Genomic DNA, 21740 nt, shown 5'->3' with positions numbered 1-21740 from the left:
GCAACGGACAAGCAGGCTCGTCCCAAACAGAAAGAGCGCGGCGGTCCGCCGCGTGCTCCCGGTTGGCGCGATTGACGCCAACCGGGACCGTCAGGTCAAGACGGAAGGTTCGAGGCCAGCCTCAGGCGAGGTACTGGCCGCCGTTCAGCGACAGGGTGGCGCCGGTGACGAAGCCGGCCCGCTCGCCGGCCAGGAACGAGACCATGTCGGCGATCTCCTCGCCCTTGCCCAGGCGGCCGACGGGGATGCCGCCGATGATGCCGGCCAGCACCGTCTCGGGGACGGCGGCCACCATCTCGGTGTCGATGTAGCCGGGGCAGATCACGTTGACGGTGACGCCCTTCTTGGCGTTCTCCAGGGCCAGGGCCTTGGTGAAGCCGATCAGGCCGGCCTTGGCGGCCGAATAGTTGGTCTGGCCGACCTGGCCTTTCTGGCCGTTGATCGAGCTGATGTTGATGATCCGGCCCCAGCCGCGCTCGCGCATGCCCTCGATCACCGGACGGGTCATGTTGAAGGCCGAGTCCATGTTGACCCGGATCACTTCCGACCACTGATCGTAGGTCATCTTGTGCAGAAAGCCGTCGCGGGTGATGCCGGCGTTGTTGACCAGCACGTCGATCGGACCCAGCTCGGCCGTCACCTTGGCCACCGCGGCCTGGCAATCGTCGAACGAGCCGACATTGCCCTTCACCACCGTCACGCCAAGCTCCTTGGCGCAGGCCTCGGCGGCCGCCTCATTGCCGGAATAGCCAGCCGCGACCTTGAGGCCGTCGGCCACCAGCCGCTCACAGATCGCCCGACCGATACCGCGCGTACCGCCGGTCACGAACGCAACTCTAGCCATCCAGTAGTCTCCCGCTGCCGTTACGTCATGGTTGCACGTGGTCGCGTCCGGAGCGCAAGCCCCGGACGCAGTTTGTCACGAAGACTTCTTCCGGGCCCAGACTTCCTGGCTCAGACGGCCTCGACGCAGAGGGCCACGCCCATGCCGCCGCCGACGCACAGCGTGGCCAGGCCCTTCTTGCCGCCAGAGCGCTTCAGCTCGTGCACCAGGGTGGTCAGGATCCGCGCGCCCGAGGCGCCGATCGGGTGGCCGATGGCGATGGCGCCGCCGTTGACATTGACCTTGGCCGGGTCGAGACCGAGCTCCCGCACCACCGAGATCGACTGGGCGGCGAAGGCCTCGTTGCTTTCGATCAGGTCGAGGTCCGAAACGGTCCAGCCGGCCTTTTCCAGCGCCTTCTTGGTGGCCGGGATCGGGCCGGTGCCCATGATCTCGGGCTCGACGCCGGCATTGGCCCACGACACGATGCGGGCCAGCGGCTTGAGGCCGCGCTTGTCGGCTTCCTCGGCGCTCATCAGCACCAGGGCGGCGGCGCCGTCATTGAGACCCGAGGCGTTGGCGGCGGTGACCGAACCGTCCTTGGCGAAGGCCGGCTTCAGGCCCGAGATGCTTTCCAGCGTCACGCCGTGACGGATGTATTCGTCCTGGTCGACGACGATGTCGCCCTTGCGGCCCTTGATGGTCACCCCGACGATCTCGTCGGCGAACTTGCCGGCCTTCTGGGCGGCCTCGGCCTTGTTCTGGCTGGCGACGGCGAACTTGTCCTGGTCCTCGCGGGTGATCTGCCAGCGGTTGGCGATGTTCTCGGCCGTCTGGCCCATGTGGTAGCCGTGGAAGGCGTCCCACAGGCCGTCCTTGATCATGGTGTCGACGAAGCCCAGGTCGCCCATCTTCTGGCCGGTGCGCAGGGCCTGGGCGTGCGGGGCCTGGCTCATGCTCTCCTGGCCGCCGACCACCACGATGCTGGCGTCGCCCGACAGAATCTGCTGGGCGCCCAGGGCCACCGCGCGCAGGCCCGAGCCGCACAGCTGGTTGAGGCTCCAGGCCGGGCTCTCGACCGGAATGCCGGCCTTGACCGAGGCCTGGCGGGCCGGACCCTGGCCGGCGCCCGCCTGCAGAACCTGGCCCAGGATCACCTCGTCGACGTCGGCCGGCGTGATCCCGGCCCGCTCGACGGCGGCGGCGATCGCGGTCTTGCCCAGCTCCGCGGCCGGCAGGCTCGAAAGCGCGCCGAGGAAGGAACCCACCGGCGTGCGGGCGGCGGAGACGATGACGATGTCGGTCATTGGCTTTGATTTTCCCGTGACTGTTCCGTGACGCCTTCGCAGGTGCGGCGCCCACACTTTTGCAGTGCAACAGCACCATGCCCAAACGAACGGCGTTCGTCACGAATACATTTTCGTGTCATCATCTGGCGTCCAAGTCCTCGCGGGACTGGCGCCCTGGCTTTGCATTAGCGATAGTGCGATGCGAAAAGGCGGGCGACACCGCTGTCCCAGGGAACGAAATGTCCGAGAACCCCGAAAAAGGCGAAGCCGCCGGTACTGAAAAAGGTTCGGGTCAGCGCGTCGTCATCAAGAAGTACGCCAACCGCCGGCTCTACAACACCGCGTCCAGTTCCTATGTCACCCTCGAGCACCTGTCGGACATGGTGAAGGAGGGCGTCGACTTCGTGGTCTATGACGCCAAGACCAACGACGACATCACCCGCTCGGTCCTGACCCAGATCATCTTCGAAGAGGAAAACCGCGGCGGCGGCCAGAACCTGCTGCCCATCCAGTTCCTGCGCCAGCTGATCGGCTTCTACGGCAACTCGATGCAGGCCTTCCTGCCCAGCTACCTGGAGATGTCGCTGGAAAGCTTCTCCAAGCAGCAGGAGCGCATGCGCCAGCAGTTCACCGGCGCCCCGGGTCTGGCCGGCAAGGCCGCCGCGCCGGGCATGGCCATCTACGAAGAGCAGATCCGCCAGAACATGGCGCTGTTCGACCGGGCCATGAAGATGTTCTCGCCCTTCGCCTACAGCCGTCCGGAAGACGCCGCCGAGACGCCCGCCGCGACGCCGCCGCCGGCCCCCGCGCCGTCCGCCCCCAGCGAGGACAGCCTGGCCGACCTCAAGCGCCAACTCGAGGCCATGCAGGAACAGATCGCCAAGCTGGCGACCAAGTCCTAATTCCCGTCAACCATGACGGCGCATTCGTTCTTAACGGAGGCGCCGCTAGCGTGCCGACCATGACCGGTCCGATCGACCCCATCCGACGCGCGGCGAACGCGCGCCGAGCGCTGGCCGCGCCCAAGGACTCCGACCGCCACGAGGCGGACGGCGAAGAGGTCGTGTTCGTCCGCGACGAGGAAGAGGCCCCGGCCGATCCGCCGCCGCAGCCGCGCCCGCGCGGCCCGTTCGCCGCCTTCGCCGCCCAGGTCATGGGCCAGCCTGGCCAGAAGCGCGGCCTGCGCGGTGGGCAGGAAGTGCTCGACGCGGCGCGTTCGACCTATCTCGGCACGGAATATTCCGGCCCGGCCGACCGCCGTCCCAAGGCGGGCCTGATCAAGAAGACCGAGATCTAGCCGCCAGCAGGCCGGCGACCTCAGCCTCCAGCGCCGCCACCCTTGCCTCGAGCTGCGCAATCCGCGCCGCGGCCGGATCGACCGGCGCCGCATGCGCGCCCACCCCGGCCCGCCGTGCGGCTTCTTCCCGGGAAACCCCGACCATCTCGGCAAAAACCGCCAGTTCGGCCGGGCTGATCTCGCGCTGGTCCTTGAAGACGAGCTCCAGATCGACCGGGCTCAGGCCGGCCGCCGCGGCCAGGGCCGGGCGGTCCAGGCCCCGCTGCGCCAGCCGCGCGTCGTACCAGTCGTGATCGAAGAACAGCGCCATCCGGGATTTCTAGCGCCTCGCGCCGACTTGGCGCCAGTCTTGCTAGGTCGAGCCGCGAGTCTTTTCGGAAAGCGTCTCGACCTATGCTGTCCATCCTGATCCGAGCCTTCGACGTGGCCGTCGTCACCCTGATCTTCTCGGTCCTGACCTGACACCGTTTTCCTGACAACGCTTCCCTGCGACAAAAGCGCCGAGCGACATCCATTCGCTTGATCGCGGGGACTGCCGGGTCCAATTTAACCGTGTCGCGTCCACCCCCCACAACGCGACATGCGTACCGCCGGCCCGAGGTTGCCCCTAGTCCTCGGGCCGGTTCTACGTCTGGGGTGTCCCAAGAACATCGCTGATGCTCCCTGCGTCCTTCGAGGCTCGCCTTTCGGCTCGCACCTCAGGATGAGGACGCTATTGCACCGACTTCCTCATCCTGAGGCGCCCGCGCAGCGGGCCTCGAAGGACGCAAGGAGCCCTACGCCGCTTCCAGCAGCATCATCGTGCCTTGGCCGCCGTCGGCGCAGATGCTGACGATCGCCTTCTCGCCCTTGCCGCGCGCGGCCAGTTCCTTGGTCGCCTGCGACAGGATCCGCGCGCCGGTGGCGCCGAACGGATGGCCCAGCGCCAGGCTCCCGCCGGTGGGGTTCATCCGCTCGCGCGGGAAGGCGCCAAGATCGGCCGTGACCCCGGCCCGCTCGGCCAGGAACTTTTTGCTCTCCCAGGCGGCGATGTGCGACAGCACCTGGGCCGCGAAGGCCTCGTGGATCTCCCAAAGGCCGATGTCGCCAAGTGTCAGGCCGTTGCGGGCCAGCATGCGCGGCACGCCGTAGGCCGGCGCCATCAGCAGGCCCTCGCTCCGCAGGTCGATGGCGGTGACCTCGTAGTCGAGGATCTTCACGCGCGGCGTCCGCTCGGGCAGCCGGGCCAGTCCCGCCTCCGACGCCACCCAGACGCTGGCCGCGCCGTCGGTGAGGGGCGAGGAATTGCCGGCCGTCAGCGTGCCCTGGCCGCTGGTCTTGTCGAAGGCCGGCTTCAGCTTGGCCAGCTTCTCCAGCGTGCTGTCCTTGCGCGGGATCGTGTCGCGGCGCGCCTCGCCCACGGGGATCACCAGATCGTCGAAGAAGCCGTTCTCCCAGGCGCGTACGGCGTTCTGGTGGCTGGAGAAAGCGATGGCGTCCTGGTCGGCGCGGGCCAGGCCCCATTCCTTGGCGGTGATCTCGGTATGCTCGCCCATCGACAGGCCCGTGGTGCGGTTGGCCACCTTGGGGATGAACAGCCTGGCGTCGGCGGCCTTGAAGGCGGACAGCACCGCCAGCCGCCCCTTCAGGTCACGCGCCTGCTGGAAGCGGCGGATCCAGTCCGACAGCCGCACCGACAGGCCGATCTGCACCCGGCTCATGGCCTCGACGCCGCCGACCAAAGCCAGGTCGCGGCCGCGCCCGTCGATCATGCCGGCGGCCTCGAGCACGCCGGTCATGCTGGTCGAGCAGGCCATGACGGTGGAAAAGGCCGGGATGGTCGGATCGGCCCCGGCGTCCAACAGCACCTCGCGGGCGATGTTGCTCCAGGTCAGGTTGGGGATCACCGTGCCCCAGACCGCGAAGTCGGGCCGCGCCCCTTTCTCCAGCATCGCCTTCACCACGGGGACGGAAAGGTCGATGGCGTCATGGGCGGCCAGCGCCCCGTCGACCTTGGCGAAGGGCGAGCGCAGGCCGGCGGCGAGCCAGAGATTGGAAGCGGTCATGAACGGCGTCCGTAAGAGGGTCTGTTACCGATAGATAGGAGGGCCGACACGCTCGCGCTTGTCGAAATCGGCCGCGCTCACGAATAGCGCTCCTCGCCCCACGGATCGCCGCGGTTGTGATAGCCGCGCTCCTCCCAGAAGCCGGGCTGGTCGACCGCCACGAACTCGATCCGCTTCAGCCACTTGGCGCTCTTCCAGAAATAGAGATGCGGCACGACCAGCCGCACCGGCCCGCCGTGCTCGGCCGTGATCGGCGCGCCTTCCCAGCCGTGGGCCAGCAGCGCGCCCTCGTGGGCGAAGTCGTCGATCGCGAGGTTGGTGGTGTAGCCGTCGTAGGAATGCAGCACCACGAACCGCGCCTCGTCCCTGGGCGCCACGGCCAGCACCACGTCGCGCGTCAGCACCCCGTCCCAGTGGTTGTCGTAGCGCGACCAGGTGGTGACGCAGTGGATGTCGGAAACGGGCGTGCTCTGCGGCTGGGCCAGCAGGGCCGAAAAGCTCCAGGTCGCCGGCCGCGACACCAGGCCGTCGATGCGCAGCCGCCAGTCCTCGCGCGAGACGTCGGGCTTGAGGCCCAGGTCCAGCACCGGCCAGTCGCGGGTCAGGTGCTGGCCGGGCGGCAGGCGCTCGCTCTCCGGACGGCTCGTCTCGCCGGTCAGGAACTTGCCCGAGCGCGCCCAGGCTTCCTTGCTGCGGGTCAGCTTGCTGTCTTGCGGCGGCTGGTCGTCGTCCATCGGGGCCTCCTTACGCGGGAGGCTAACGCGCGACGGCTCCAAGGCGCTTGTAGAAACGCCGCATCGCGAAATCCTCGCCCTTCGACGGGCTCAGGGTGAGGATTTCGAGTGAAGCGTCGGCAATAGCCCTCATCCTGAGCTTGTCGAAGGACGAGGGCGGCCGCCCCTAGCGCATCTCGCCGAAGTCGACGTCGCGGCGGGCCGCCACGATGGTGACGATGAAGCCGGCCAGCACGTCCAGCAGCACCATCAGGGTGATCAGGAAGAACACCGAGGTCGCGAACGCCGGCAGCAGCAGGAGCTCCACCAGGCAGACGATGAACAGCACCATCGACAGCGAGTGGTTGATGATCGCCACCTTGCGGCTGGTCGTCGACTTCAGGAGTTCGACGAACAGCACCACCAGCGAGGCGCCGAGCAGCAGGTCGCCCCAGCTGACGATCCAGTCGACGCGCGAAGCCATGTGGATGCGAAACAACTGCTCGCTGAACCGATAGCTGGCCGCGTCCGACGAAAAGCCGCCGCCCACCGTCAGGGCCAGCAGGTTGTAGATCAGCACCGGCAGGGCCAGCAGCGGAAAGGCGGCGAACATTGCGGTGAATTCCCCCGAAGTCGGCTTTCAGGGTTAACCGGTTTTGCGACGCCGGTGAAGCGGGGGCCGCCCTACTTCCCCTCTTCCATAGGGAGAGGGAGGGGCCCGCCGCGAAGCGGTGGGAGGGTGAGGGGTTTCACCGCTGGCCGGTAAATCCCCACGCCCTGGCAGATTCCGAATGCCGCGTCTCAGTCGGCGAGGCTGTAACCTCTCACCCTCCCACGCCTTCGGCGCGGGCCCCTCCCTCTCTCGATGAGAGAGGGGGGCAGGAAAACTAAGCCTCGTCGACGCCCTGCGGGTTGCGGGCCCGCGACTGCAGCCACATCACGCCGAAGAGGTCGCTGACCGAGGCCTTCAGGCGGCCGAAGTTGGTGTATTTCGACACGCCGGTCTCGCGGTGACGGTGGTTCACCGGCTGGAAGGCGATCTCGTAGCCCTCGCGCAGCATCAGCGCCGGGATGTAGCGGTGGATGTGATCGAAGTAGGGCAGCCGCAGGAACGCCTCGCGGCGGAAGGCCTTCAGGCCGCAGCCGGTGTCGTTGGCGGTGTCCTTCAGCAGGCGCTTGCGCACGCCGTTGCCGAACTTGCTGGCGAAGCGCTTGGCGTTGCTGTCCTGGCGCTTGACCCGCTCGCCGCCGACCAGGGCCAGCTCGGGCGGAGCGACCTGCAGCGCCTTGGCCAGGCGCGGGGCGTCGGCCGGGTCGTTCTGGCCGTCGCCGTCCATGGTCACCACGATCGGGGCGCGGGCGGCCAGGATGCCGCTGCGGATCGACCGGCTCTGGCCCGAGTTCTTGCGGTGGCCCAGCACGCGCAGTTGCGGGATCTCGGCCTTGAGGGCCGTCAGCAGGGCCTTGGTGTCGTCGCGGCTGGCGTCGTCCACGAAGATCATCTCGTAGGACTCGCCGGCGAAGGCGGCGGCGATCTCGCGCGCCAGGGCCGGCGCGGCCCCGCCCTCGTCGAACACGGGCACGACGACGGAGAAATCGGGGGTCGCGGCGGAATTATCGGATGTCATGGCCGCTTTTACCGCAAATCTCGCGCCATGAAAGGATCGTGCTATTCCAGCACGCATGAGCGCGAACACCAGCCCCGCCCCTACTCTTGAATCCCGTCTCGACGCCTGGTCGCGCGGCTGGCGCGCGCCGGTGTTCGCGGCCCTGGTGGCCCTGATCGCCGGCCTGCCCGGCCTGTTCGCCATGCCGCCGCTCGACCGCGACGAGTCCCGCTTCGCCCAGGCCACGGCCCAGATGCTGGAGACGGGCGACTATGTGAACATCAAGCTGCAGGACCAGCCGCGCAACAAGAAGCCGGTGGGCATCCACTGGCTGCAGGCCGTGGCGGTCGAGGCCGTCTCGGCGCCGGAAGACCGGGGCATCTGGGCCTACCGCATCCCCTCGCTGCTGGGCGCCATGCTGGCCGCCGCCGCCTGCGCCTGGGGCGCGGCGGCCTTCTTCGGCCCGCGTGAGAGCCTGCTGTCGGGCGCGATCCTGGGCGCGACCTTCCTGCTGTCGACCGAGGCCTTCATCGCCAAGACCGACGCGGCGCTGTGCGGCTTTACGACCTTGGCCATGGCCGGCCTGGCGCGGATCTACGCGGCGGGCCTGGCCGGCGAGAAGGCCGGCAAGGGACCCAAGCTGGCCTTCTGGATCGGCATGGCCATGGCCGCCCTGATCAAGGGCCCGGTCGGCCTGCTGGTCGCCATCCTGGCCGTCCTGGCCCTGTGGGCCTGGGACCGCAGGATCGGCTGGCTGAAACAGCTGGGCTGGAGCTGGGGCCTGATCCTGTTTGCCGCCATCGTCCTGCCCTGGGCGACCATGATCACCATCGCCACCGACGGCGCCTTCTGGGGCGCGGCGGTGGGCGGGGACCTGGCCCCCAAGCTGGCCGGCGGCCACGAGAGCCACAGCGGCCCGTTCGGCTACTACGCCCTGCTTTCGCCGCTGCTGCTGTTCCCGGTCACCCTGCTGCTGCCGGCCGCCCTCGTCCTGGCCTGGACCGGCCGCAAGGAGCCGGGCGTGCGCTTTGCGTTGTGCTGGCTGATCCCGACCTGGCTGATGTTCGAGATCCTGCCGACCAAGCTGGCCCACTACACCCTGCCCGCGTTCGGGGCGCTGGCCATGCTGATGGCCGCCGCCCTGCGCGCGCCCCTGGGCCTTGTCCCGCGCATCATCGGCACGGCCCTGCTGGCCCTGGCGGGCGTCGCCTTCGCGACAGTCTGCATCGTCGCCTGGAAGACCTACGCCGCGCCCCAGGCCCTGCCGCTGGCCCTCCTGCCGGCCCTGCTGTTCGTGGCCGCAGCCGTCGCCGGCGGCTGGCTGATCCTGCGCAGGCAGGCCGCCAAGGCCCTGGTCACCGCCGGCGTGCTGGGCATCCTGGCGCACGGGACCATGGCCGGCCTGCTGGCTCCGCGCCTGGACTCGCTGTGGCTGTCCAAGCGCCTGGCCCGCGCGCTCGAGGCCACGGATCTCGCCCCCCGCGCCGGCGCTCCCGGCCCGGTGGCGGTGACCGGCTATTCCGAGCCCAGCATGGTCTTCCAGCTGGGCACCACCACCCAGCTGACCGACGCGCAGGGCGCGGCCGACGCGGTGGACGAGGGCCGTCCCGCCGTAGTCGAGGGCCGCGAGGACGAGAAGTTCCGCGCCGCCCTGGCCGCTCTGGGCCACGCCCCGCGCCAGGCCGGCGAGATCAAGGGCCTGAACTATTCCGACGGCGACGACGAGGTGCTGCGCATCTATCGCGGCGAGCCCCGCCGCCACGAGGCCGTCGAAACGACCGACCAGCCCGACGCCGTCACCGGCGCCGAGGCCCCTGCTCCCGTCGCCGAGGAGGCCCCGCGATGAGCCGCTTCATCGAGATCGTCGAGGTCGGTCCGCGCGACGGCCTGCAGAACGAAAAGTCCATTCTGACGGTCGAGGAAAAGCTCGACCTGATCCGCCGCCTGGAGGCCGCCGGCGCCCGCCGCACCGAGGTGGTGTCGTTCGTCAATCCGAGCCGCGTGCCGCAGATGGCCGGGGCCGAAGAGATCATGGACGCCCTGGGCGGCCCCGATCCCAAGCGTTCGCGCATCGGCCTGGTGCTCAACATGCGCGGCTGGGAGCGCTGCGTGTCGACCGGCTGCGACGAGGCCAATGTCGTGGTCTGCGCCTCGGACGGCTTTGGCGTGAAGAACCAGGGCGCGACGGTCAACCAGCAGCTCGACACCCTGGCCGCCATCGTCGAGCGCCAGGCCATCGACGGCGGCCCGCCGATCACCGCGACCATCTCGGTGGCCTTCGGCTGCCCGTTCGACGGCGAGGTGTCGGAGGACCAGGTCGTGGCCATCGCCCGCGAGGCCGCCGCCATGAACGTGCCCGAGATCGCCATCGCCGACACCATCGGGGTCGCCGATCCCTGGACCGTCGCCAAGCGCATCGAGGCCGTCCGCGCCGCAGCTCCCGACGCGCGCCTGCGCATGCACTTCCACGACACCCGCAACACGGGCCTGGCCAACGCCTTCGCCAGCGTCGAGGCGGGGATCGACGTGCTCGACGCCTCGGTCGGCGGCCTGGGCGGCTGCCCCTTCGCCCCGGCGGCGACGGGCAACATCGGGACGGAAGATCTGGTCTATATGCTGGAGCGGGCGGGTTTCGAAACCGGCTACGACCTGGATGCGCTGATCGCCATCGGCCGCGACATCAGCCAGCGCCTGGGCAAGCCCCCGGCGTCGTCGCTGGCGCGGGCCGGCGGGTTTCCCCCGAAATAAACCTCTCCCGTGGGGAGAGAGTAAGAACTACGCCGCGAACCTTCCCAGGTCCTGCTTGCTCTCGACCAGGTCCAGCACGTCGCCCATGCGGAAGCCGGGATCGGCGGGGTAGAGCGCGTCGTAGATCGAGCGGGCGAAGGCGAGGTCCGCCGGGGTCTTCACGCGCCAGTCCAGCGCGCTCCAGTCGCGCACGGCCCGCAGGTGGGCGTGGCGGAAGCGGTTCGGCTGGCTGCGGATGGCGGCGGTGGGCGAGATGCGGGCCAGCGGGTCGCGCTCCTCGGCGGCGGCGGTGCGCAGGGCGGCGGCCGAGATCACCTCGACCTCCAGGCCGGCCGGATAGGTGCGGTAGACGCGGTTGGAGGCGTAGTCGGCGCCGGTGCTCAGCGCCAGCTTGACGGTCTGGTCGATCAGGCCCGGGTCGACGAACGGCGCGTCGCCCTTCAGGCGCACGATGTGGCTGACGGGGCCGGCGGCTTCGGCGCAGCGGGCGATGCGGTCGAGGATGTCGGCGCCCGCCCCGCGATGGACGGTGACGCCGCGCGAGACCAGGAACCCGGCCAGCGCGTCGTCGGCCGGCTGGTCGCTGGTGGCGACGATGATCTTGGAAAGGGTGGCGGCCTGCCGGATGCGCTCCAGCTGGCGCAGGATCATCGGCTGCCCCTGGAGGGTGGCCATCGCCTTGCCGGGCAGACGACTGGAGCCCATGCGGGCCTGCAGGACGGCGAGGATCATGGCGTTGCCTCCCTTCGAGGCGTTCATCAGGTTCTTTTCTGAACCTTGAGCTTCGAGTCGGGTCCGCCGCTAGGCGACCCAACGTCGCGGGTCGAGGGCCACCGGGTCGTCGATGGCCATCTCGTCCCAGTCGAGATCGGGCGGCGGGCTGGAAGCAGCCGCCACGACGGCGGAAAGCTCGGCGGCCGAGGTCACCCCGACGATCACGGCCGAAGCCTCCGGGCGCGACAGGGCGAAGCCGAGCGCGGCCTGCAACGGGTCGGAACGACCTTCGGCGATCATGCGGCGCACGCGCGACAGGCGGCCCGAGGCGCCCTTCAGCTGGGCCGGCACGCGGTCGGGCGGCAGGAACAGCAGGCCGTTGAGGAAGATCGAGCGCAGTTGCACCTCGACGCCCATGCCGGCGATGCGCTGCAGCGAGCCGTCGGCCAGCAGACGCTGGTCGAGCAGGCTGGCGGGCGCCTGGATGATGTCGGGCTTGAAGCGGCGGGCCACGCCGACCGGATCGTCGGTGGCGTGGGCCGAGATGCCGATGTTGCGGAACAGGCCCTGCTCGCGCAGGCGGTGCAGACGGTCCCACATGGCCGGGCCATGGGCGCCGAACAGTTCCGACGGCGATTGAACGACGATGGTGTCGGCGCGCTCCAGGCCCAGGCGACGCAGCGAGGCGCGGGCCTCGGCCTCGACGAAGTCGGGTCCGCGGTCGGCGCGGGCGGCCGCCAGGGTCACCCGGCACGAGACCGGACGCGGGATCAGGTCGCCCAGCACGGATTCCGAGCGGCCATAGACGCCCGAGACGTCCAGCACCGACAGGCGGGCGCGGGCGGCGATGCTGAGGATGTCACGCGCCTCGATCTCGGGGGAGCGCGAACGCGGCGACGCGTTCATGCCGTCCAGTCCGAACTGGGCGGCGGCAAGACCGAGCTTGGAGACGGTGAGCGACATGAACTTCCGCGTCGGATGAAGCACCAATGTCGAGGAGCCTACGCGCCAAGGTTTGAAGAAGGCGTTTCTGGAACCTTGCCGAGGGGTTAAGATCGGCCCGATGGACCTTACCGATCCCGCCGCCCTTTCCGGCCCCGAATGGCCGATGCACGGCCTGGCCGACGACATGCGGCCGGCCCTCGAACAAGCCCTCGCGCAGGGCCCCGCGGCCCTGGCCACCATCATCGCCCTGGAGGGCGGCGGCCCGCGCCCGGTCGGCACGCAGATGGTGTTCGCGCAAGGCTTTGTCGCCGGCTTCCTGTCGGGCGGCTGCATCGAGGGCGACGTCGAGCTGCATGCCCGTGAGGTGCTGCAGACGGGTCATCCAAAGCGTCTCGTCTATGGCGAAGGCAGCCCCTGGCCCGACATCCGCCTGCTGTGCGGCGCCCGCATCGAGATCCTGGTCGAACGCCTTAACGTCGACGAGGCCGCCGTGCGCGACCTTTTGACTCACGCCCGAAAAAGACGCCCGGCGCTGTGGTTCACCGACGGCGTGCGACGGGTCTGCGCGCCGGTCGGCGCGACGCCGGTTCCATGGCCTGGCGTGTTCGTGCGCCGCTTCGATCCGGTCCCGCGCCTGGTGGTGATGGGCGGCGATCCGACCGCCCTGGCCCTGGCGAGCCTCGGCGTGCAGGCCGGTTTCGAGACCACGCTGGCGCGCCCCAAGGGCCCGATGGCCGCTCCGCCCTTGCCGGGCGTGCGCTACAGCCGCGAGGCGCCGAAGGTCGCCCTCCTCGACGCAGGCCTCGACGCCTGGACCGCCGTGGCGGTGTGCAGCCACGACATGGCGCTGGACCACGAGGCCCTGCTGGCCGCCCTGCCCTCGCCTGCGCCCTACGTCGGGTTGCTGGGCGCCCGTCGACGACTGTCGGAACGGCTGGCGGCGCTGAAGGCCGGTGGCCTGACCGAGCGGGATCTCGCCAAGCTGCGCGCGCCCATTGGCCTGGATCTCGGCGGCAAGGCCCCGTTCGAGGTGGCCGTGGCCGTGATCGGCGAGATCATCGCCACGCGGAATGGGCAGCCGGCGCTGGAGAGAAGGGCGGAGAGCCTGGCGTACTAACCCACGTCATCCCGGCCGGAGCGAAGCGGAGAGCCGGGACCCAGGGACGAGCGGCAAGGCGTCGACAGCTGCCAACGGCGCGAACCCAAACACCGCGCCCAGTCCCCTGGGTCCCGGATAAGCGCTACGCGCTTTCCGGGATGACGACCGAAGGGGCTGCAGAAAGCCCTCAGGCGCTCCAGTCCCCCGACTTGCCGCCGGTCTTCTCCAGAAGCCGCACGGCCTCGATGACCATGCCCTTCTCGGCGGCCTTCAGCATGTCGTAGATGGTCAGGCAGGCCACCGAGACGGCGGTCAGGGCCTCCATCTCGACGCCGGTCGGGCCGGTGGTCTTGACCCGCGCGGTCACCGACAGCCCGCCCTCGGCCGGCTCGACCTCGACCACCACCTTCGACAGGGCCAGCGGATGGCACAGCGGGATCAGGTCGGAGGTTTTCTTGGCGGCCATCACCCCGGCCAGCTCGGCCACGGCGCGCACGTCGCCCTTGCGGCCGGTTCCGGAGACGGCCAGCGTCAGGGTCTCGGGCGCCATGCGAACGAAGCCCGTCGCCACCGCCTCGCGGGCCGTGGCGGGCTTGTCGGAGACGTCGACCATGCGGGCGCGGCCCTGGTCGTCGATGTGGGTCAGCCTGCTCACTTTTCCAGAAGCCTCGGCATCAGCTCGACCATGTTGCAGGGCTTGTGGCGGCTGTCGAGCTGGGCGGCGATGACCTTGTCCCAGCCGTCCTTCACCGCGCCGTTCGAGCCCGGCAGGCAGAACACGAACACCCCGTCGATGATCCCGGCCGTGGCCCGCGACTGCAGGGTCGAGAGGCCCACCGTGGCGTAGGAGACGAGGTGGAACACCACCGCGAAGCCGTCGATCACCTTGTCGAACAGCGGCTGCAGCGCCTCGACGGTGACGTCTCGGCCGGTCAGGCCGGTGCCGCCGGTGCTGACCACCGCATCGACCTGCCCGCTGTCGATCCAGCCGCGCACGGTGGCGCGAATCTTCTCGATGTCGTCGCGCACCACCGCCCGGCCGGCGAACTCATGGCCGGCGGCCTGCACACGCTCGATCAGGATCTGGCCGGAGGTGTCGGTGCTCTCGTCGCGAGTGTCGGAGACGGTCAGGATCGCCACCCGCACCGGCTTGAACGGCAGCTCCGGCTTGATCCCGCCGCCCGGGGTGAGGCCTGACATGCGATCTCTCTCCTTGCCTTCGAACGCCTGCGCGACGCCCTCGCCCTTCAACAGGCTCAGGGTGAGGACGACTGCCGCGGTTCCTCATCCTGAGCCTGTCGAAGGACGAGGAACCGCTTCCACGGCCTAATCCCAACGCTGGGCGTCGGTCCTATCCTGAGCCGTCGGCTCGATCCAGCGGGCGCCGCCTTGGCCATGCTCCTTCTTCCAGAACGGCGCCCGGCTCTTGAGCCAGTCCATCAGGAAGTCGCACGCCTCGAAGGCGGCCCGGCGATGTTTCGAGGCCGTGGCCACGAACACCACCGCCTCGCCCGGCGCGATCTTCCCCACGCGATGAACAATGCGCCAGTCCTGCAAGCCGAACCGCTCGGCCGCGCCCTTCGCAAAGGCCTCGATCGCGCTTTCGGTGAAGCCGGGATAGGCCTCCAGTTCCAGGATCGAGGCCTGCCCGCCCTCGGCGCGGGCCAGGCCCACGAAGCTGGCCACCGCCCCGGTCTCGTCGCGGCCGGCGCAGAAGGCCGTCAGCAGCGCGCCGGGCTCGAACGGCGCCTCGGTCAGGGTGATCATCCGCCGCTCATCGGCGGCAGGAAGGCGACCTCGGTCGCGGCGGCCAGCACGGCCTCGCCCCGGACCAGCGCCTTGTCGACGGCCACCTGCACGCCGGGGCCTTCCAGGGCCTGCGCGAGAGCCGCGTCGTCATTGGCGATGGAGGCGCGCAGGGCGGCCAGGCTGGCCGCCTCGACCTCGCGCTCGCGCCAGCCGGCCTGGTCGGCCAGGCGCCCGAACAGCAGCACGCGGGCCATCGCCTAGCCTCCGGTCGTCGACATGTGGCGGGCCACCGCCGGGCGCGGCGCGTCGACCTGGAAGTCGTGGCCCTTGGGCTTGGACCCGATCGCCGCGTGGATCGCCGCCACCAGCTCGCTGTCGGTCGCCCCGCCGCGCAGCACGGCCCGCAGGTCGCTGGCGTCGTCGCGGCCAAGGCAGGTGTGCAGGGTGCCGGTGCAGGTCAGCCGCACGCGGTTGCAGGCCTCGCAGAAATTGTGGCTGAGCGGCGTGATGAAGCCCAGCCGCCCGCCGGTCTCCTCGACCTTGGCGTAGCGGGCCGGGCCGCCGGTGGCGTAGGCGAGATCCGTCAGGGTCCAGTAGGAGGACAGCTCGCGCCGCACGTCGCGCAGCGACAGGAACTGGTCGGTGCGGTCCTCGTCGATCTCGCCCAGCGGCATGGTCTCGATCAGGGTCATGTCGCAGCCGCGCGCATGGGCCCACTGGATCAGGCCCGGCAGCTCGGCGGCGTTGTCGCGCTTGAGCGCCACGGCGTTGATCTTGACCTGGATGCCGGCCGCCAGCGCCGCGTCGATCCCGCCGACCACCTTGGCCACGTCGCCGCCGCGGGTCAGCCGCCGGAAGAGGTCGGGCTTGAGGGTGTCGAGCGAAACGTTGATCCGCCTCACGCCCAGGCTCGCCAGGCGATCGGCGTGCTGGGCCAGCTGGGTGCCGTTGGTGGTCAAGGTCAGCTCGTCCAGCGCGCCCGACTTCAGGTGGCGCGAGAGGGCCTCGACCAGCTCCATGATCCCCTTGCGCACCAGCGGCTCGCCGCCCGTCAGGCGCAGCTTGCGCACACCAAGGCCCACGAAGGTCGAGGCCAGGCGGTCCAGCTCCTCCAGCGTCAGCACCTGCGCCTTCGGCAGGAAGGTCATGTGCTCGGCCATGCAGTAGACGCAGCGCAGGTCGCAGCGGTCGGTCACCGAAACGCGCAGATAGGTCACCGCGCGGCCGAAGCCGTCGATCAGTCGGGGGCTGTCGTCAGGGGACGTCATATCCTCCATAGGATAGGCTTCCGAAGGCGTCGCGGAAAGGGATCGCATGCGACTGGAGGCCATCGTCCTGGCGGCTGGCGCGGGAACGCGCTTCGGCGGCGGCAAGCTGCTCGCCGATTATCGCGGTCGGCCGCTGCTGGACCACGCCCTGGACGCGGCCCTGGCGGCCCCGGTCGAACGGGTGACGGTGGTGATCCGGCCCGGCGACGCGTCGGTCGCGGCCCTGGTCGCCGCCCGTCCCGACCTGCGCCTGCGCCCCCTGCTCGCCTCCGACGCCGCCGAGGGCCTGGGCGCTTCGCTGCGAACCGGGGTCGCGGCGCTCGATCCGGCGACGAAGGGCGTCTTCGTGTTCCTGGGCGACATGCCGGACGTTCCGCACGGCCTGGCGGGCGAACTGGCCACATGGCTGGACGGATCGACCCGGATCGTCGCCCCGGTCCATGCCGGCAGGCGCGGCCACCCGGTGCTGTTTTCGAAGGCCTGCTTCCCCGACCTCCTCGCCCTTTCGGGCGATCGCGGCGCCCAGGGGCTGATGGCGGCGGCGGGCGACACCCAGGTCATGGTCCCGACCAACGCGGCCGGCGTGCTGTTCGACGTCGACCGGCGCGAGGACCTGGCGGGCTAGACGCGCTCGTCCGCGACCCGGCGCTGCTCGCGCCAATGCCGCCAGACGGCCACCGCCAGCATGACCAGGATGCCGTAGCTCCAGACCGCCAGGCTCAGCTTGTAGGTGTTGATGGTCACGCGATGGTCGATGACCGTGGCCAGGTGCGAGGCCACGCCCAGCATCTGGAACGCCGCAACCACCACCGTCCACAGCCGGCGGGACGACAGCGAGACCCAGACGAACAGTGCGGCGATCACCCCGTCGACCGCCATCAGGCCGATGTCGGCGAAACGCGCGCTGTTGCGAAAGACGATCAGCGAGACGACCCATCCGCCCAGCGTGATCATGCCAACGCGCCGCGCGGGCTTGTCCCCGAACCGTATGGCCAGACCGCAGACGACGATCGCCACGCCGAAGGAAATCAAGGCTTGTATCAAAGGAGGCCCCCCGACTCGCGGGGGCAACATGACGCAAGTCGGGCCCGGATCAAGCGCGATCCGAGCCCGTGCTCACTTCAGGGGCGAGGCGCCTTAGTGGTGCGTCAGCCGGCCTTCGCCGAGGATCCGACGCACCTCGTCGATCACGACCAGGGCGCCTTCGGCGTCGTTGGCCTCCTCCATGGCGATCAGCCGATGCATGAGTGCTGTCAGCACCCGCTTCTGGATCGGGCAGAGGTCGCGCAGGCAGCGGCCGAATTCGGCGGCTTCATCGATCGCCGGCTGAAGCGCGGCGAGAACGGCGGTCATGGATTGGCTCCGGAATTGAGAGGGGCGCCGCGCGGACTACGCGGCGCGGCCGCCATCGAGGGCGCGCAGGCCGACGGTGCGCGGCGTATCGCCGTCCTCGGACTTGCCCATGTCGCCGATGGCCAGGGCGCCGCAGCCGATCTGGGCGCGGACCTCGGCGAGATCGCCATGCGCCTTCACGATCGTCCGGCGGGCGGAAAGAATGTGGGTCAGGGTGTCGCCGAGGGTCTCGATCGCTTCCTGGCCGATCACGGCCGACAGCTGCGCATCGAGCCGCAGGGAGGGCAGCAGGCCCACCAGCTCGGCGGTTTCACGCAGGGCCGCATCGATGGCGGCTTCGGCGCGCTTCAGTTTCTCGGCCCCAGCACGGGCCGCGTCGCTGCGTTTCATGCAAGACTCTCCCACTCGCGCGGGAGCCCCCCGCACGTTCAAGGCAATTGGATTGTTTGGAAGCTGGTCGCCGGTCAGTGCGCCGGCGGTGTGCTCCAGCCCTCGCGGAACCGCTGAAGGGCGAAGAGGAATTCATGGGCACCCATGGTCACCACGCTGAGCAGCACGCCGGCCGCCAGGGCTGAAACCAGGATCAGGCCCATCCATTGGGCGGGGGTCAGGTCATGGCGCCAACCTCCCCGCGTTCGGACCGGATCGGACTGTCGTCCGACAGGAAGGCCGTCGCCGCGAGAACCCGCAGCAGCAGCTTCGAAGGAGGATCGCCAGCCGCCTGCGCCTTGCGCAGCGCCGAGACCGTTTCCGGCACCAGGCGCTCCCGCTCGGGGGTGCCCGCCATCAGGGTCAGGCCCTCTTCCAGCGATTTCCAGCTCGCGATGAAGAAGGCCGAACCGGGAGCGCCCGAAGGCCTCGTCTTGGGTGAGTTGTCGTTCATGGCCATGGCCGCTCCCGCTGTTGAAGTCAGGAGAGACCGGCTCGGGCTCGACGGCTAGGTCTGGCGATTGCCTACGGTAGTCATTACCGGGGTCCCAATTACCGGGGGCCTGCTCCCAGGCCACGAAGGCCAGGGCGGCGTCGCGGCGCGGCATGCCGGCCAGCCGGCGGCGGGCGCTGAGCACGTGCATCTCGACGGTCTTGGGCGACAGGCTGAGCAGGCGCGCGATTTCCTTCGAGCGCTGATGCTGGGCGATCAGGCGCAGGATCTCGCGCTCACGGGGCGTGAGTTTCTCGAAACCAAGGCTGTCGGCAGGCTCGACCATGGCGCTAAGATGGTCCTAGCACAGCCTCTCGTCCAGCGGTCCGACGTCAATTCCGGTCGCGCCAAGGTTAACGTTCAGACAGACCGGACCAGCGGCAGCCGCGCGGTGGCCTGGCCCGACAGCGCCAGCAGGGCGTTGGCGACCGCAGGCGCGATCACCGGCGTGCCCGGTTCGCCCACGCCGGTGGGCGGCGCGACGGACGGGACGATGTGGGTCTCCACCAAGGGCGCCTCGCCGATCCGCAGCACGCGGTAGGTGTCGAAATTGCTCTGGTCGACCGCTCCGTCGGTGAGGGTGATCTCGCCGTAGAGCGCCGCCGACAGGCCATAGCAGGTCCCGCCCTCCATCTGGGCGGCGATCTGGTCGGGCGAGACGGCCGTGCCGCAGTCGATGGCGGTGACCACCCGGCCGACCCTGGGCGCGCCGTCCACAAGCTTGACCTCGGCGACCTGGGCGACGACCGAGCCGAAGCTTTCGTGCACCGCCACGCCGCGCGTCCAGCCGGCGGAAGCGGTCGGCCCGGCCTTCTCGACCGCCAGGTCCAGCGCCGCCAGATGCCGGTTGGCGCCGGCCTTGGCGTAGAGCGCGCGGCGGTACTCGACCGGATCCTTGCCGGCCTTGCGTGCCAGCTGGTCGATGGTGTGCTCCATGACGAAGGCGGTGTGGGTGGCTCCCACCGAGCGCCACCACAGCACCGGCACGCCGACCTCCGGAAAGGCGACCTGGGCGTCGACGACGGGCGTGGCCTTCAGGTAGGGCGAATCCGACGCCCCCTCGACGGCGGTCTGGTCGACGCCCTTCGAGGGCATCGGCGAGTCCTTCATGATCGACTGGCTGACGATGCGATGGCGCCAGGTCGCGGGCAGGCCGTCCTTGTCCAGCGTAACCCGCACGGCATGGGCCACCAGCGGCCGGTAGTGGCCGGCCCGCATGTCGTCCTCGCGGGTCCAGACCAGCTTCACCGGCTTGCCGTCCCCAACCTTCTTGGCCACGTGCACGCACTCGGCCACGTAGTCGGAGGTGAAGGTCGCCCGCCGCCCGAACGAGCCGCCGGCGAACAGGGTCTCGATCTCGACCGAGCCCGGCAGGGTCCCGACGATCTTGGCCGCGTTCAGCTGGTCCAGGGTCTGGCCCTGCGAGCCGTGCACCAGCCGCACGTGATTGCCGTCGACGACCGCCACGCAGTTCATCGGCTCCATCGTCGCATGGGCCAGATAGGGGAATTCGTAGACGCCCTCGAAGGCGTCCTTCCCACCATCGGGACCTCCCGCCGCCTGGGCCGCGTCGCCCTTGGATCCGAACGACTCCCATTTCTGGTCAGCCGGGCCCTTGCCGGTCGCCAGGTCGCGGAAGGCCGCGGCGATCTCGACCGAGCCGCGCTTTTCGGCCTTGGCCTCGTCCCAGCGCACCTCCAGCGCCTCGCGGCCCAGGCGCGCGGCCCAGGTGGATTTCGCCACCACCGCCACCCCGGTCGGAATCTCGAACACGTCGACCACGCCGGCGACCTTCCTGGCCGCATCGGCGTCGAAGCTCTCGACCTTGGCCCCGAACCTGGGCGCATGGGCGACCATGGCCGTCAGCATCTCGGGCAGGTGGACGTCCTGGGTGTAGCGGGCGGTCCCGTCGCTCTTGCCTTGCGCGTCCTTGCGGCGCACCCGGTCCGTGCCGATCAGGGTGAAGGTCTTGGGATCCTTCAGCACGGGACTGGCCGGCGGCGTCACCTTGGCGGCGTCGGCCATCAGGTCGGCGAAGGCGGCGCTCTTGCCCGAGGCGTGGGTCAGCACCCCGTCCTTGACCACGATCTCGCCGGCCGGGACGCCCCAGCGGTTGGCGGCGGCCTCGACGAACATCGCCCGCGCGCCGGCGCCCGCCTTGCGCAGTTGCTCCCAGCTGTTGGAGATCGCCGAGCTGCCGCCGGTCAGCTGCGCGCCCAGGGCGCCGTTGCCATAGAGCTTGGCGTTGGCCGGCGACTGCTCGACGCGCACCTTGGTCCAGTCGGCGTCCAGCTCCTCGGCGACAATGGCCGCCAGGCCGGCGTGGTTGCCCTGGCCGAACTCGATGTGCTTGGAGATCACCGTGACGAAGCCGTCGGGCTCGAAGCGGATGAACGGGCCGAACGCCCCGACCTCGACCTTGGAGCCGGCGCTCATCAGGTCGGCCGGCGAGCAGCCCACAACCAGCGCGCCGCCGACCACCGCCGCGCCGACCATCAGCTCGCGGCGGCTGAAGCCTTCGGGCTTGACGGGCGCGTTCATCGCACCTCTCCGCGCTGCACCCGCGAGGTCGCGCCGGAGGCGGCCGAGATGGCCTCGTCGACGTCGGCCTCGACCTGCGCCTGTTTCGCCGCCGGCGGCGCGGCCACCACCGGGGCGGCCGTGCTGGTCGCGGCCTCCTTGATCGCCGCCCGGATCCGCTGATAGGCGCCGCAGCGACAGATGTTGCCGCCCATGGCCGCGTCGATGTCCTCGTCGCTGGGCGCCTTGGTCGCGGCCAGCAGCGCGGCGGCCGACATGATCTGGCCCGACTGGCAGTAGCCGCACTGCGGCACGTCCAGCCTGACCCAGGCCTGTTGCAGCGGATGGGCGCCGCCCAGGCCTTCGATGGTGGTGATCTTGGCGCCCGACAGAGCGGCGATCGGGGTGACGCAGGAGCGCACCGGGTCGCCGTTCACATGCACCGTGCAGGCCCCGCACTGGGCCAGGCCGCAGCCGAACTTCGTGCCCGTCAGGCCCAGCTCGTCGCGCAGCACCCACAAGAGCGGCGTGTCCGGCTCGGCCTGCACCGACACCGTCTTGCCGTTGACGTCCAAGCTCGCCGCCATGCGTCGTCTCCTGCCCTTCAAACCAGAGCTAACACCGTTCCCCGAGAGCTCCGCCAGTGAA

General features: G+C 70.0%; 26 protein-coding genes and 1 pseudogene. 7 read left to right on the top strand and 20 right to left on the bottom strand.

The window, feature by feature from the left end:
• Window positions 1-121: 121 nt before the first annotated feature.
• Window positions 122-844, bottom strand: coding sequence for a beta-ketoacyl-ACP reductase (gene phbB / locus DDF62_RS16935; RefSeq protein ID WP_116490183.1), 723 nt, complete (start codon window positions 842-844; stop codon window positions 122-124).
• A 110-nt stretch (window positions 845-954) separates the two neighbouring features.
• Entirely contained in the window at window positions 955-2130 is a 1176-nt protein-coding gene (locus DDF62_RS16930; protein WP_116490182.1) for an acetyl-CoA C-acetyltransferase, read from the bottom strand.
• A 221-nt stretch (window positions 2131-2351) separates the two neighbouring features.
• Here DDF62_RS16930 and phaR point away from each other — a divergent pair, with 221 nt between their 5' ends.
• Complete coding sequence (gene phaR / locus DDF62_RS16925) at window positions 2352-3014, top strand: polyhydroxyalkanoate synthesis repressor PhaR (RefSeq protein WP_116490181.1); 663 nt, start codon at window positions 2352-2354, stop codon at window positions 3012-3014.
• 59 nt (window positions 3015-3073) lie between these two features.
• Window positions 3074-3409 (top strand): hypothetical protein, encoded by a 336-nt coding sequence (locus tag DDF62_RS16920; RefSeq protein WP_101716084.1) that lies wholly within the window; start codon window positions 3074-3076, stop codon window positions 3407-3409.
• On the opposite strand, the gene DDF62_RS16915 is transcribed toward DDF62_RS16920, so the two are convergent.
• From DDF62_RS16915 to DDF62_RS16890, 5 genes are all read right to left on the bottom strand, one after another.
• Window positions 3390-3719, bottom strand: a complete 330-nt coding sequence (locus DDF62_RS16915; protein WP_116490180.1) for a DNA-binding protein — start codon at window positions 3717-3719, stop codon at window positions 3390-3392. The two genes, DDF62_RS16920 and DDF62_RS16915, sit on opposite strands and share 20 nt — an antisense overlap.
• A gap of 466 nt (window positions 3720-4185) precedes the next feature.
• The gene (locus DDF62_RS16910; protein ID WP_116490179.1) at window positions 4186-5454 is read right to left on the bottom strand and encodes an acetyl-CoA C-acyltransferase; all 1269 of its coding nucleotides are present in this window, start codon (window positions 5452-5454) and stop codon (window positions 4186-4188) included.
• Window positions 5455-5531: 77 nt separating this feature from the next.
• Window positions 5532-6188 carry a sulfite oxidase-like oxidoreductase gene (locus DDF62_RS16905; protein ID WP_116490178.1) on the bottom strand — a complete coding sequence of 219 codons (657 nt, stop codon included), beginning with the start codon at window positions 6186-6188 and terminating at the stop codon, window positions 5532-5534.
• Between the two features lie 166 nt (window positions 6189-6354).
• A complete protein-coding gene (locus DDF62_RS16900) occupies window positions 6355-6780 on the bottom strand; it encodes a hypothetical protein (protein ID WP_116490177.1) in 426 nt (141 codons plus the stop codon).
• 274 nt (window positions 6781-7054) lie between these two features.
• A complete protein-coding gene (locus tag DDF62_RS16890; protein ID WP_116490176.1) occupies window positions 7055-7795 on the bottom strand; it encodes a glycosyltransferase family 2 protein in 741 nt (246 codons plus the stop codon).
• A gap of 55 nt (window positions 7796-7850) precedes the next feature.
• Between DDF62_RS16890 and DDF62_RS16885 the strand changes: the two genes are divergently transcribed.
• Complete coding sequence (locus DDF62_RS16885) at window positions 7851-9620, top strand: ArnT family glycosyltransferase (RefSeq protein WP_116490175.1); 1770 nt, start codon at window positions 7851-7853, stop codon at window positions 9618-9620.
• Window positions 9617-10522 (top strand): hydroxymethylglutaryl-CoA lyase, encoded by a 906-nt coding sequence (locus tag DDF62_RS16880; protein ID WP_116490174.1) that lies wholly within the window; start codon window positions 9617-9619, stop codon window positions 10520-10522. The genes DDF62_RS16885 and DDF62_RS16880 overlap by 4 nt, the downstream gene beginning before the upstream one ends.
• A gap of 27 nt (window positions 10523-10549) precedes the next feature.
• On the opposite strand, the gene DDF62_RS16875 is transcribed toward DDF62_RS16880, so the two are convergent.
• Together DDF62_RS16875 and DDF62_RS16870 are read right to left on the bottom strand one after the other, a co-directional pair.
• The gene (locus DDF62_RS16875) at window positions 10550-11254 is read right to left on the bottom strand and encodes a glycosyltransferase family protein (RefSeq protein ID WP_116490194.1); all 705 of its coding nucleotides are present in this window, start codon (window positions 11252-11254) and stop codon (window positions 10550-10552) included.
• Between the two features lie 69 nt (window positions 11255-11323).
• Window positions 11324-12199: a bifunctional regulator KidO gene (locus DDF62_RS16870; protein ID WP_116490173.1), complete on the bottom strand. Its 876-nt coding sequence runs from the start codon at window positions 12197-12199 to the stop codon at window positions 11324-11326.
• A gap of 100 nt (window positions 12200-12299) precedes the next feature.
• Here DDF62_RS16870 and DDF62_RS16865 point away from each other — a divergent pair, with 100 nt between their 5' ends.
• Window positions 12300-13298 carry an XdhC family protein gene (locus DDF62_RS16865; protein WP_116490172.1) on the top strand — a complete coding sequence of 333 codons (999 nt, stop codon included), beginning with the start codon at window positions 12300-12302 and terminating at the stop codon, window positions 13296-13298.
• 169 nt (window positions 13299-13467) lie between these two features.
• Here DDF62_RS16865 and moaC read toward each other — a convergent pair whose 3' ends face one another.
• Window positions 13468-13935, bottom strand: a complete 468-nt coding sequence (moaC, locus tag DDF62_RS16860; protein WP_116490171.1) for a cyclic pyranopterin monophosphate synthase MoaC — start codon at window positions 13933-13935, stop codon at window positions 13468-13470.
• Complete coding sequence (gene moaB, locus DDF62_RS16855; RefSeq protein ID WP_116490193.1) at window positions 13932-14480, bottom strand: molybdenum cofactor biosynthesis protein B; 549 nt, start codon at window positions 14478-14480, stop codon at window positions 13932-13934. The genes moaC and moaB overlap by 4 nt, the downstream gene beginning before the upstream one ends.
• 3 nt (window positions 14481-14483) lie before the next feature.
• On the opposite strand from moaB, the pseudogene DDF62_RS26715 reads away from it, so the two are divergent.
• Window positions 14484-14592, top strand: a pseudogene (locus DDF62_RS26715) (hypothetical protein); the annotation flags it as partial.
• Between the two features lie 14 nt (window positions 14593-14606).
• Here the strand turns inward: DDF62_RS26715 and DDF62_RS16850 are convergent.
• Genes DDF62_RS16850 through moaA form a run of 3 tightly spaced genes read right to left on the bottom strand, consistent with a single transcriptional unit; the run spans window position 14607 to window position 16306 of the window.
• Window positions 14607-15047, bottom strand: a complete 441-nt coding sequence (locus tag DDF62_RS16850; RefSeq protein ID WP_116490170.1) for a molybdenum cofactor biosynthesis protein MoaE — start codon at window positions 15045-15047, stop codon at window positions 14607-14609.
• Window positions 15044-15283, bottom strand: coding sequence for a MoaD/ThiS family protein (locus tag DDF62_RS16845; protein ID WP_116490169.1), 240 nt, complete (start codon window positions 15281-15283; stop codon window positions 15044-15046). Before DDF62_RS16845 ends, DDF62_RS16850 begins: the two co-directional genes overlap by 4 nt.
• 3 nt (window positions 15284-15286) lie before the next feature.
• Window positions 15287-16306, bottom strand: coding sequence for a GTP 3',8-cyclase MoaA (moaA, locus tag DDF62_RS16840; RefSeq protein WP_425267062.1), 1020 nt, complete (start codon window positions 16304-16306; stop codon window positions 15287-15289).
• Window positions 16307-16343: 37 nt separating this feature from the next.
• Between moaA and DDF62_RS16835 the strand changes: the two genes are divergently transcribed.
• On the top strand, window positions 16344-16922 hold the full coding sequence (locus tag DDF62_RS16835; protein WP_116490167.1) for a nucleotidyltransferase family protein: 579 nt from the start codon (window positions 16344-16346) through the stop codon (window positions 16920-16922).
• Here DDF62_RS16835 and DDF62_RS16830 read toward each other — a convergent pair.
• The 6 genes from DDF62_RS16830 to DDF62_RS16800 form a co-directional block, all read right to left on the bottom strand.
• A complete protein-coding gene (locus DDF62_RS16830) occupies window positions 16919-17329 on the bottom strand; it encodes a hypothetical protein (protein ID WP_116490166.1) in 411 nt (136 codons plus the stop codon). The two genes, DDF62_RS16835 and DDF62_RS16830, sit on opposite strands and share 4 nt — an antisense overlap.
• A 105-nt stretch (window positions 17330-17434) precedes the next feature.
• Window positions 17435-17650, bottom strand: a complete 216-nt coding sequence (locus tag DDF62_RS16825; protein WP_101716100.1) for a hypothetical protein — start codon at window positions 17648-17650, stop codon at window positions 17435-17437.
• A 36-nt stretch (window positions 17651-17686) separates the two neighbouring features.
• Complete coding sequence (locus tag DDF62_RS16820) at window positions 17687-18040, bottom strand: hypothetical protein (RefSeq protein ID WP_116490165.1); 354 nt, start codon at window positions 18038-18040, stop codon at window positions 17687-17689.
• 74 nt (window positions 18041-18114) lie between these two features.
• Entirely contained in the window at window positions 18115-18858 is a 744-nt protein-coding gene (locus DDF62_RS25890) for a response regulator transcription factor (protein WP_208866890.1), read from the bottom strand.
• Window positions 18859-18932: 74 nt separating this feature from the next.
• Complete coding sequence (locus DDF62_RS16805) at window positions 18933-21113, bottom strand: xanthine dehydrogenase family protein molybdopterin-binding subunit (RefSeq protein WP_116490164.1); 2181 nt, start codon at window positions 21111-21113, stop codon at window positions 18933-18935.
• Window positions 21110-21679 carry a (2Fe-2S)-binding protein gene (locus DDF62_RS16800; RefSeq protein WP_116490163.1) on the bottom strand — a complete coding sequence of 190 codons (570 nt, stop codon included), beginning with the start codon at window positions 21677-21679 and terminating at the stop codon, window positions 21110-21112. The genes DDF62_RS16805 and DDF62_RS16800 overlap by 4 nt, the downstream gene beginning before the upstream one ends.
• Window positions 21680-21740 lie beyond the last annotated feature (61 nt).

It is taken from the genome of Caulobacter radicis (assembly GCF_003094615.1).
Lineage (GTDB): Bacteria > Pseudomonadota > Alphaproteobacteria > Caulobacterales > Caulobacteraceae > Caulobacter > Caulobacter radicis.
This window is presented reverse-complemented; position numbering and strand designations above follow the sequence as displayed.

Bases quoted from the DNA above. Each gene is read 5' to 3' on its own strand.
- phbB (WP_116490183.1), bottom strand. From the start codon at position 844: ATGGCTAGAGTTGCGTTCGTGACCGGCGGTACGCGCGGTATCGGTCGG.
- DDF62_RS16930 (WP_116490182.1), bottom strand. From the start codon at position 2,130: ATGACCGACATCGTCATCGTCTCCGCCGCCCGCACGCCGGTGGGTTCC.
- phaR (WP_116490181.1), top strand. From the start codon at position 2,352: ATGTCCGAGAACCCCGAAAAAGGCGAAGCCGCCGGTACTGAAAAAGGT.
- DDF62_RS16920 (WP_101716084.1), top strand. From the start codon at position 3,074: ATGACCGGTCCGATCGACCCCATCCGACGCGCGGCGAACGCGCGCCGA.
- DDF62_RS16915 (WP_116490180.1), bottom strand. From the start codon at position 3,719: ATGGCGCTGTTCTTCGATCACGACTGGTACGACGCGCGGCTGGCGCAG.
- DDF62_RS16910 (WP_116490179.1), bottom strand. From the start codon at position 5,454: ATGACCGCTTCCAATCTCTGGCTCGCCGCCGGCCTGCGCTCGCCCTTC.
- DDF62_RS16905 (WP_116490178.1), bottom strand. From the start codon at position 6,188: ATGGACGACGACCAGCCGCCGCAAGACAGCAAGCTGACCCGCAGCAAG.
- DDF62_RS16900 (WP_116490177.1), bottom strand. From the start codon at position 6,780: ATGTTCGCCGCCTTTCCGCTGCTGGCCCTGCCGGTGCTGATCTACAAC.
- DDF62_RS16890 (WP_116490176.1), bottom strand. From the start codon at position 7,795: ATGACATCCGATAATTCCGCCGCGACCCCCGATTTCTCCGTCGTCGTG.
- DDF62_RS16885 (WP_116490175.1), top strand. From the start codon at position 7,851: ATGAGCGCGAACACCAGCCCCGCCCCTACTCTTGAATCCCGTCTCGAC.
- DDF62_RS16880 (WP_116490174.1), top strand. From the start codon at position 9,617: ATGAGCCGCTTCATCGAGATCGTCGAGGTCGGTCCGCGCGACGGCCTG.
- DDF62_RS16875 (WP_116490194.1), bottom strand. From the start codon at position 11,254: ATGATCCTCGCCGTCCTGCAGGCCCGCATGGGCTCCAGTCGTCTGCCC.
- DDF62_RS16870 (WP_116490173.1), bottom strand. From the start codon at position 12,199: ATGTCGCTCACCGTCTCCAAGCTCGGTCTTGCCGCCGCCCAGTTCGGA.
- DDF62_RS16865 (WP_116490172.1), top strand. From the start codon at position 12,300: ATGGACCTTACCGATCCCGCCGCCCTTTCCGGCCCCGAATGGCCGATG.
- moaB (WP_116490193.1), bottom strand. From the start codon at position 14,480: ATGTCAGGCCTCACCCCGGGCGGCGGGATCAAGCCGGAGCTGCCGTTC.
- DDF62_RS16850 (WP_116490170.1), bottom strand. From the start codon at position 15,047: ATGATCACCCTGACCGAGGCGCCGTTCGAGCCCGGCGCGCTGCTGACG.
- DDF62_RS16845 (WP_116490169.1), bottom strand. From the start codon at position 15,283: ATGGCCCGCGTGCTGCTGTTCGGGCGCCTGGCCGACCAGGCCGGCTGG.
- moaA (WP_425267062.1), bottom strand. From the start codon at position 16,306: ATGGAGGATATGACGTCCCCTGACGACAGCCCCCGACTGATCGACGGC.
- DDF62_RS16835 (WP_116490167.1), top strand. From the start codon at position 16,344: ATGCGACTGGAGGCCATCGTCCTGGCGGCTGGCGCGGGAACGCGCTTC.
- DDF62_RS16825 (WP_101716100.1), bottom strand. From the start codon at position 17,650: ATGACCGCCGTTCTCGCCGCGCTTCAGCCGGCGATCGATGAAGCCGCC.
- DDF62_RS16820 (WP_116490165.1), bottom strand. From the start codon at position 18,040: ATGAAACGCAGCGACGCGGCCCGTGCTGGGGCCGAGAAACTGAAGCGC.
- DDF62_RS25890 (WP_208866890.1), bottom strand. From the start codon at position 18,858: ATGGTCGAGCCTGCCGACAGCCTTGGTTTCGAGAAACTCACGCCCCGT.
- DDF62_RS16805 (WP_116490164.1), bottom strand. From the start codon at position 21,113: ATGAACGCGCCCGTCAAGCCCGAAGGCTTCAGCCGCCGCGAGCTGATG.
- DDF62_RS16800 (WP_116490163.1), bottom strand. From the start codon at position 21,679: ATGGCGGCGAGCTTGGACGTCAACGGCAAGACGGTGTCGGTGCAGGCC.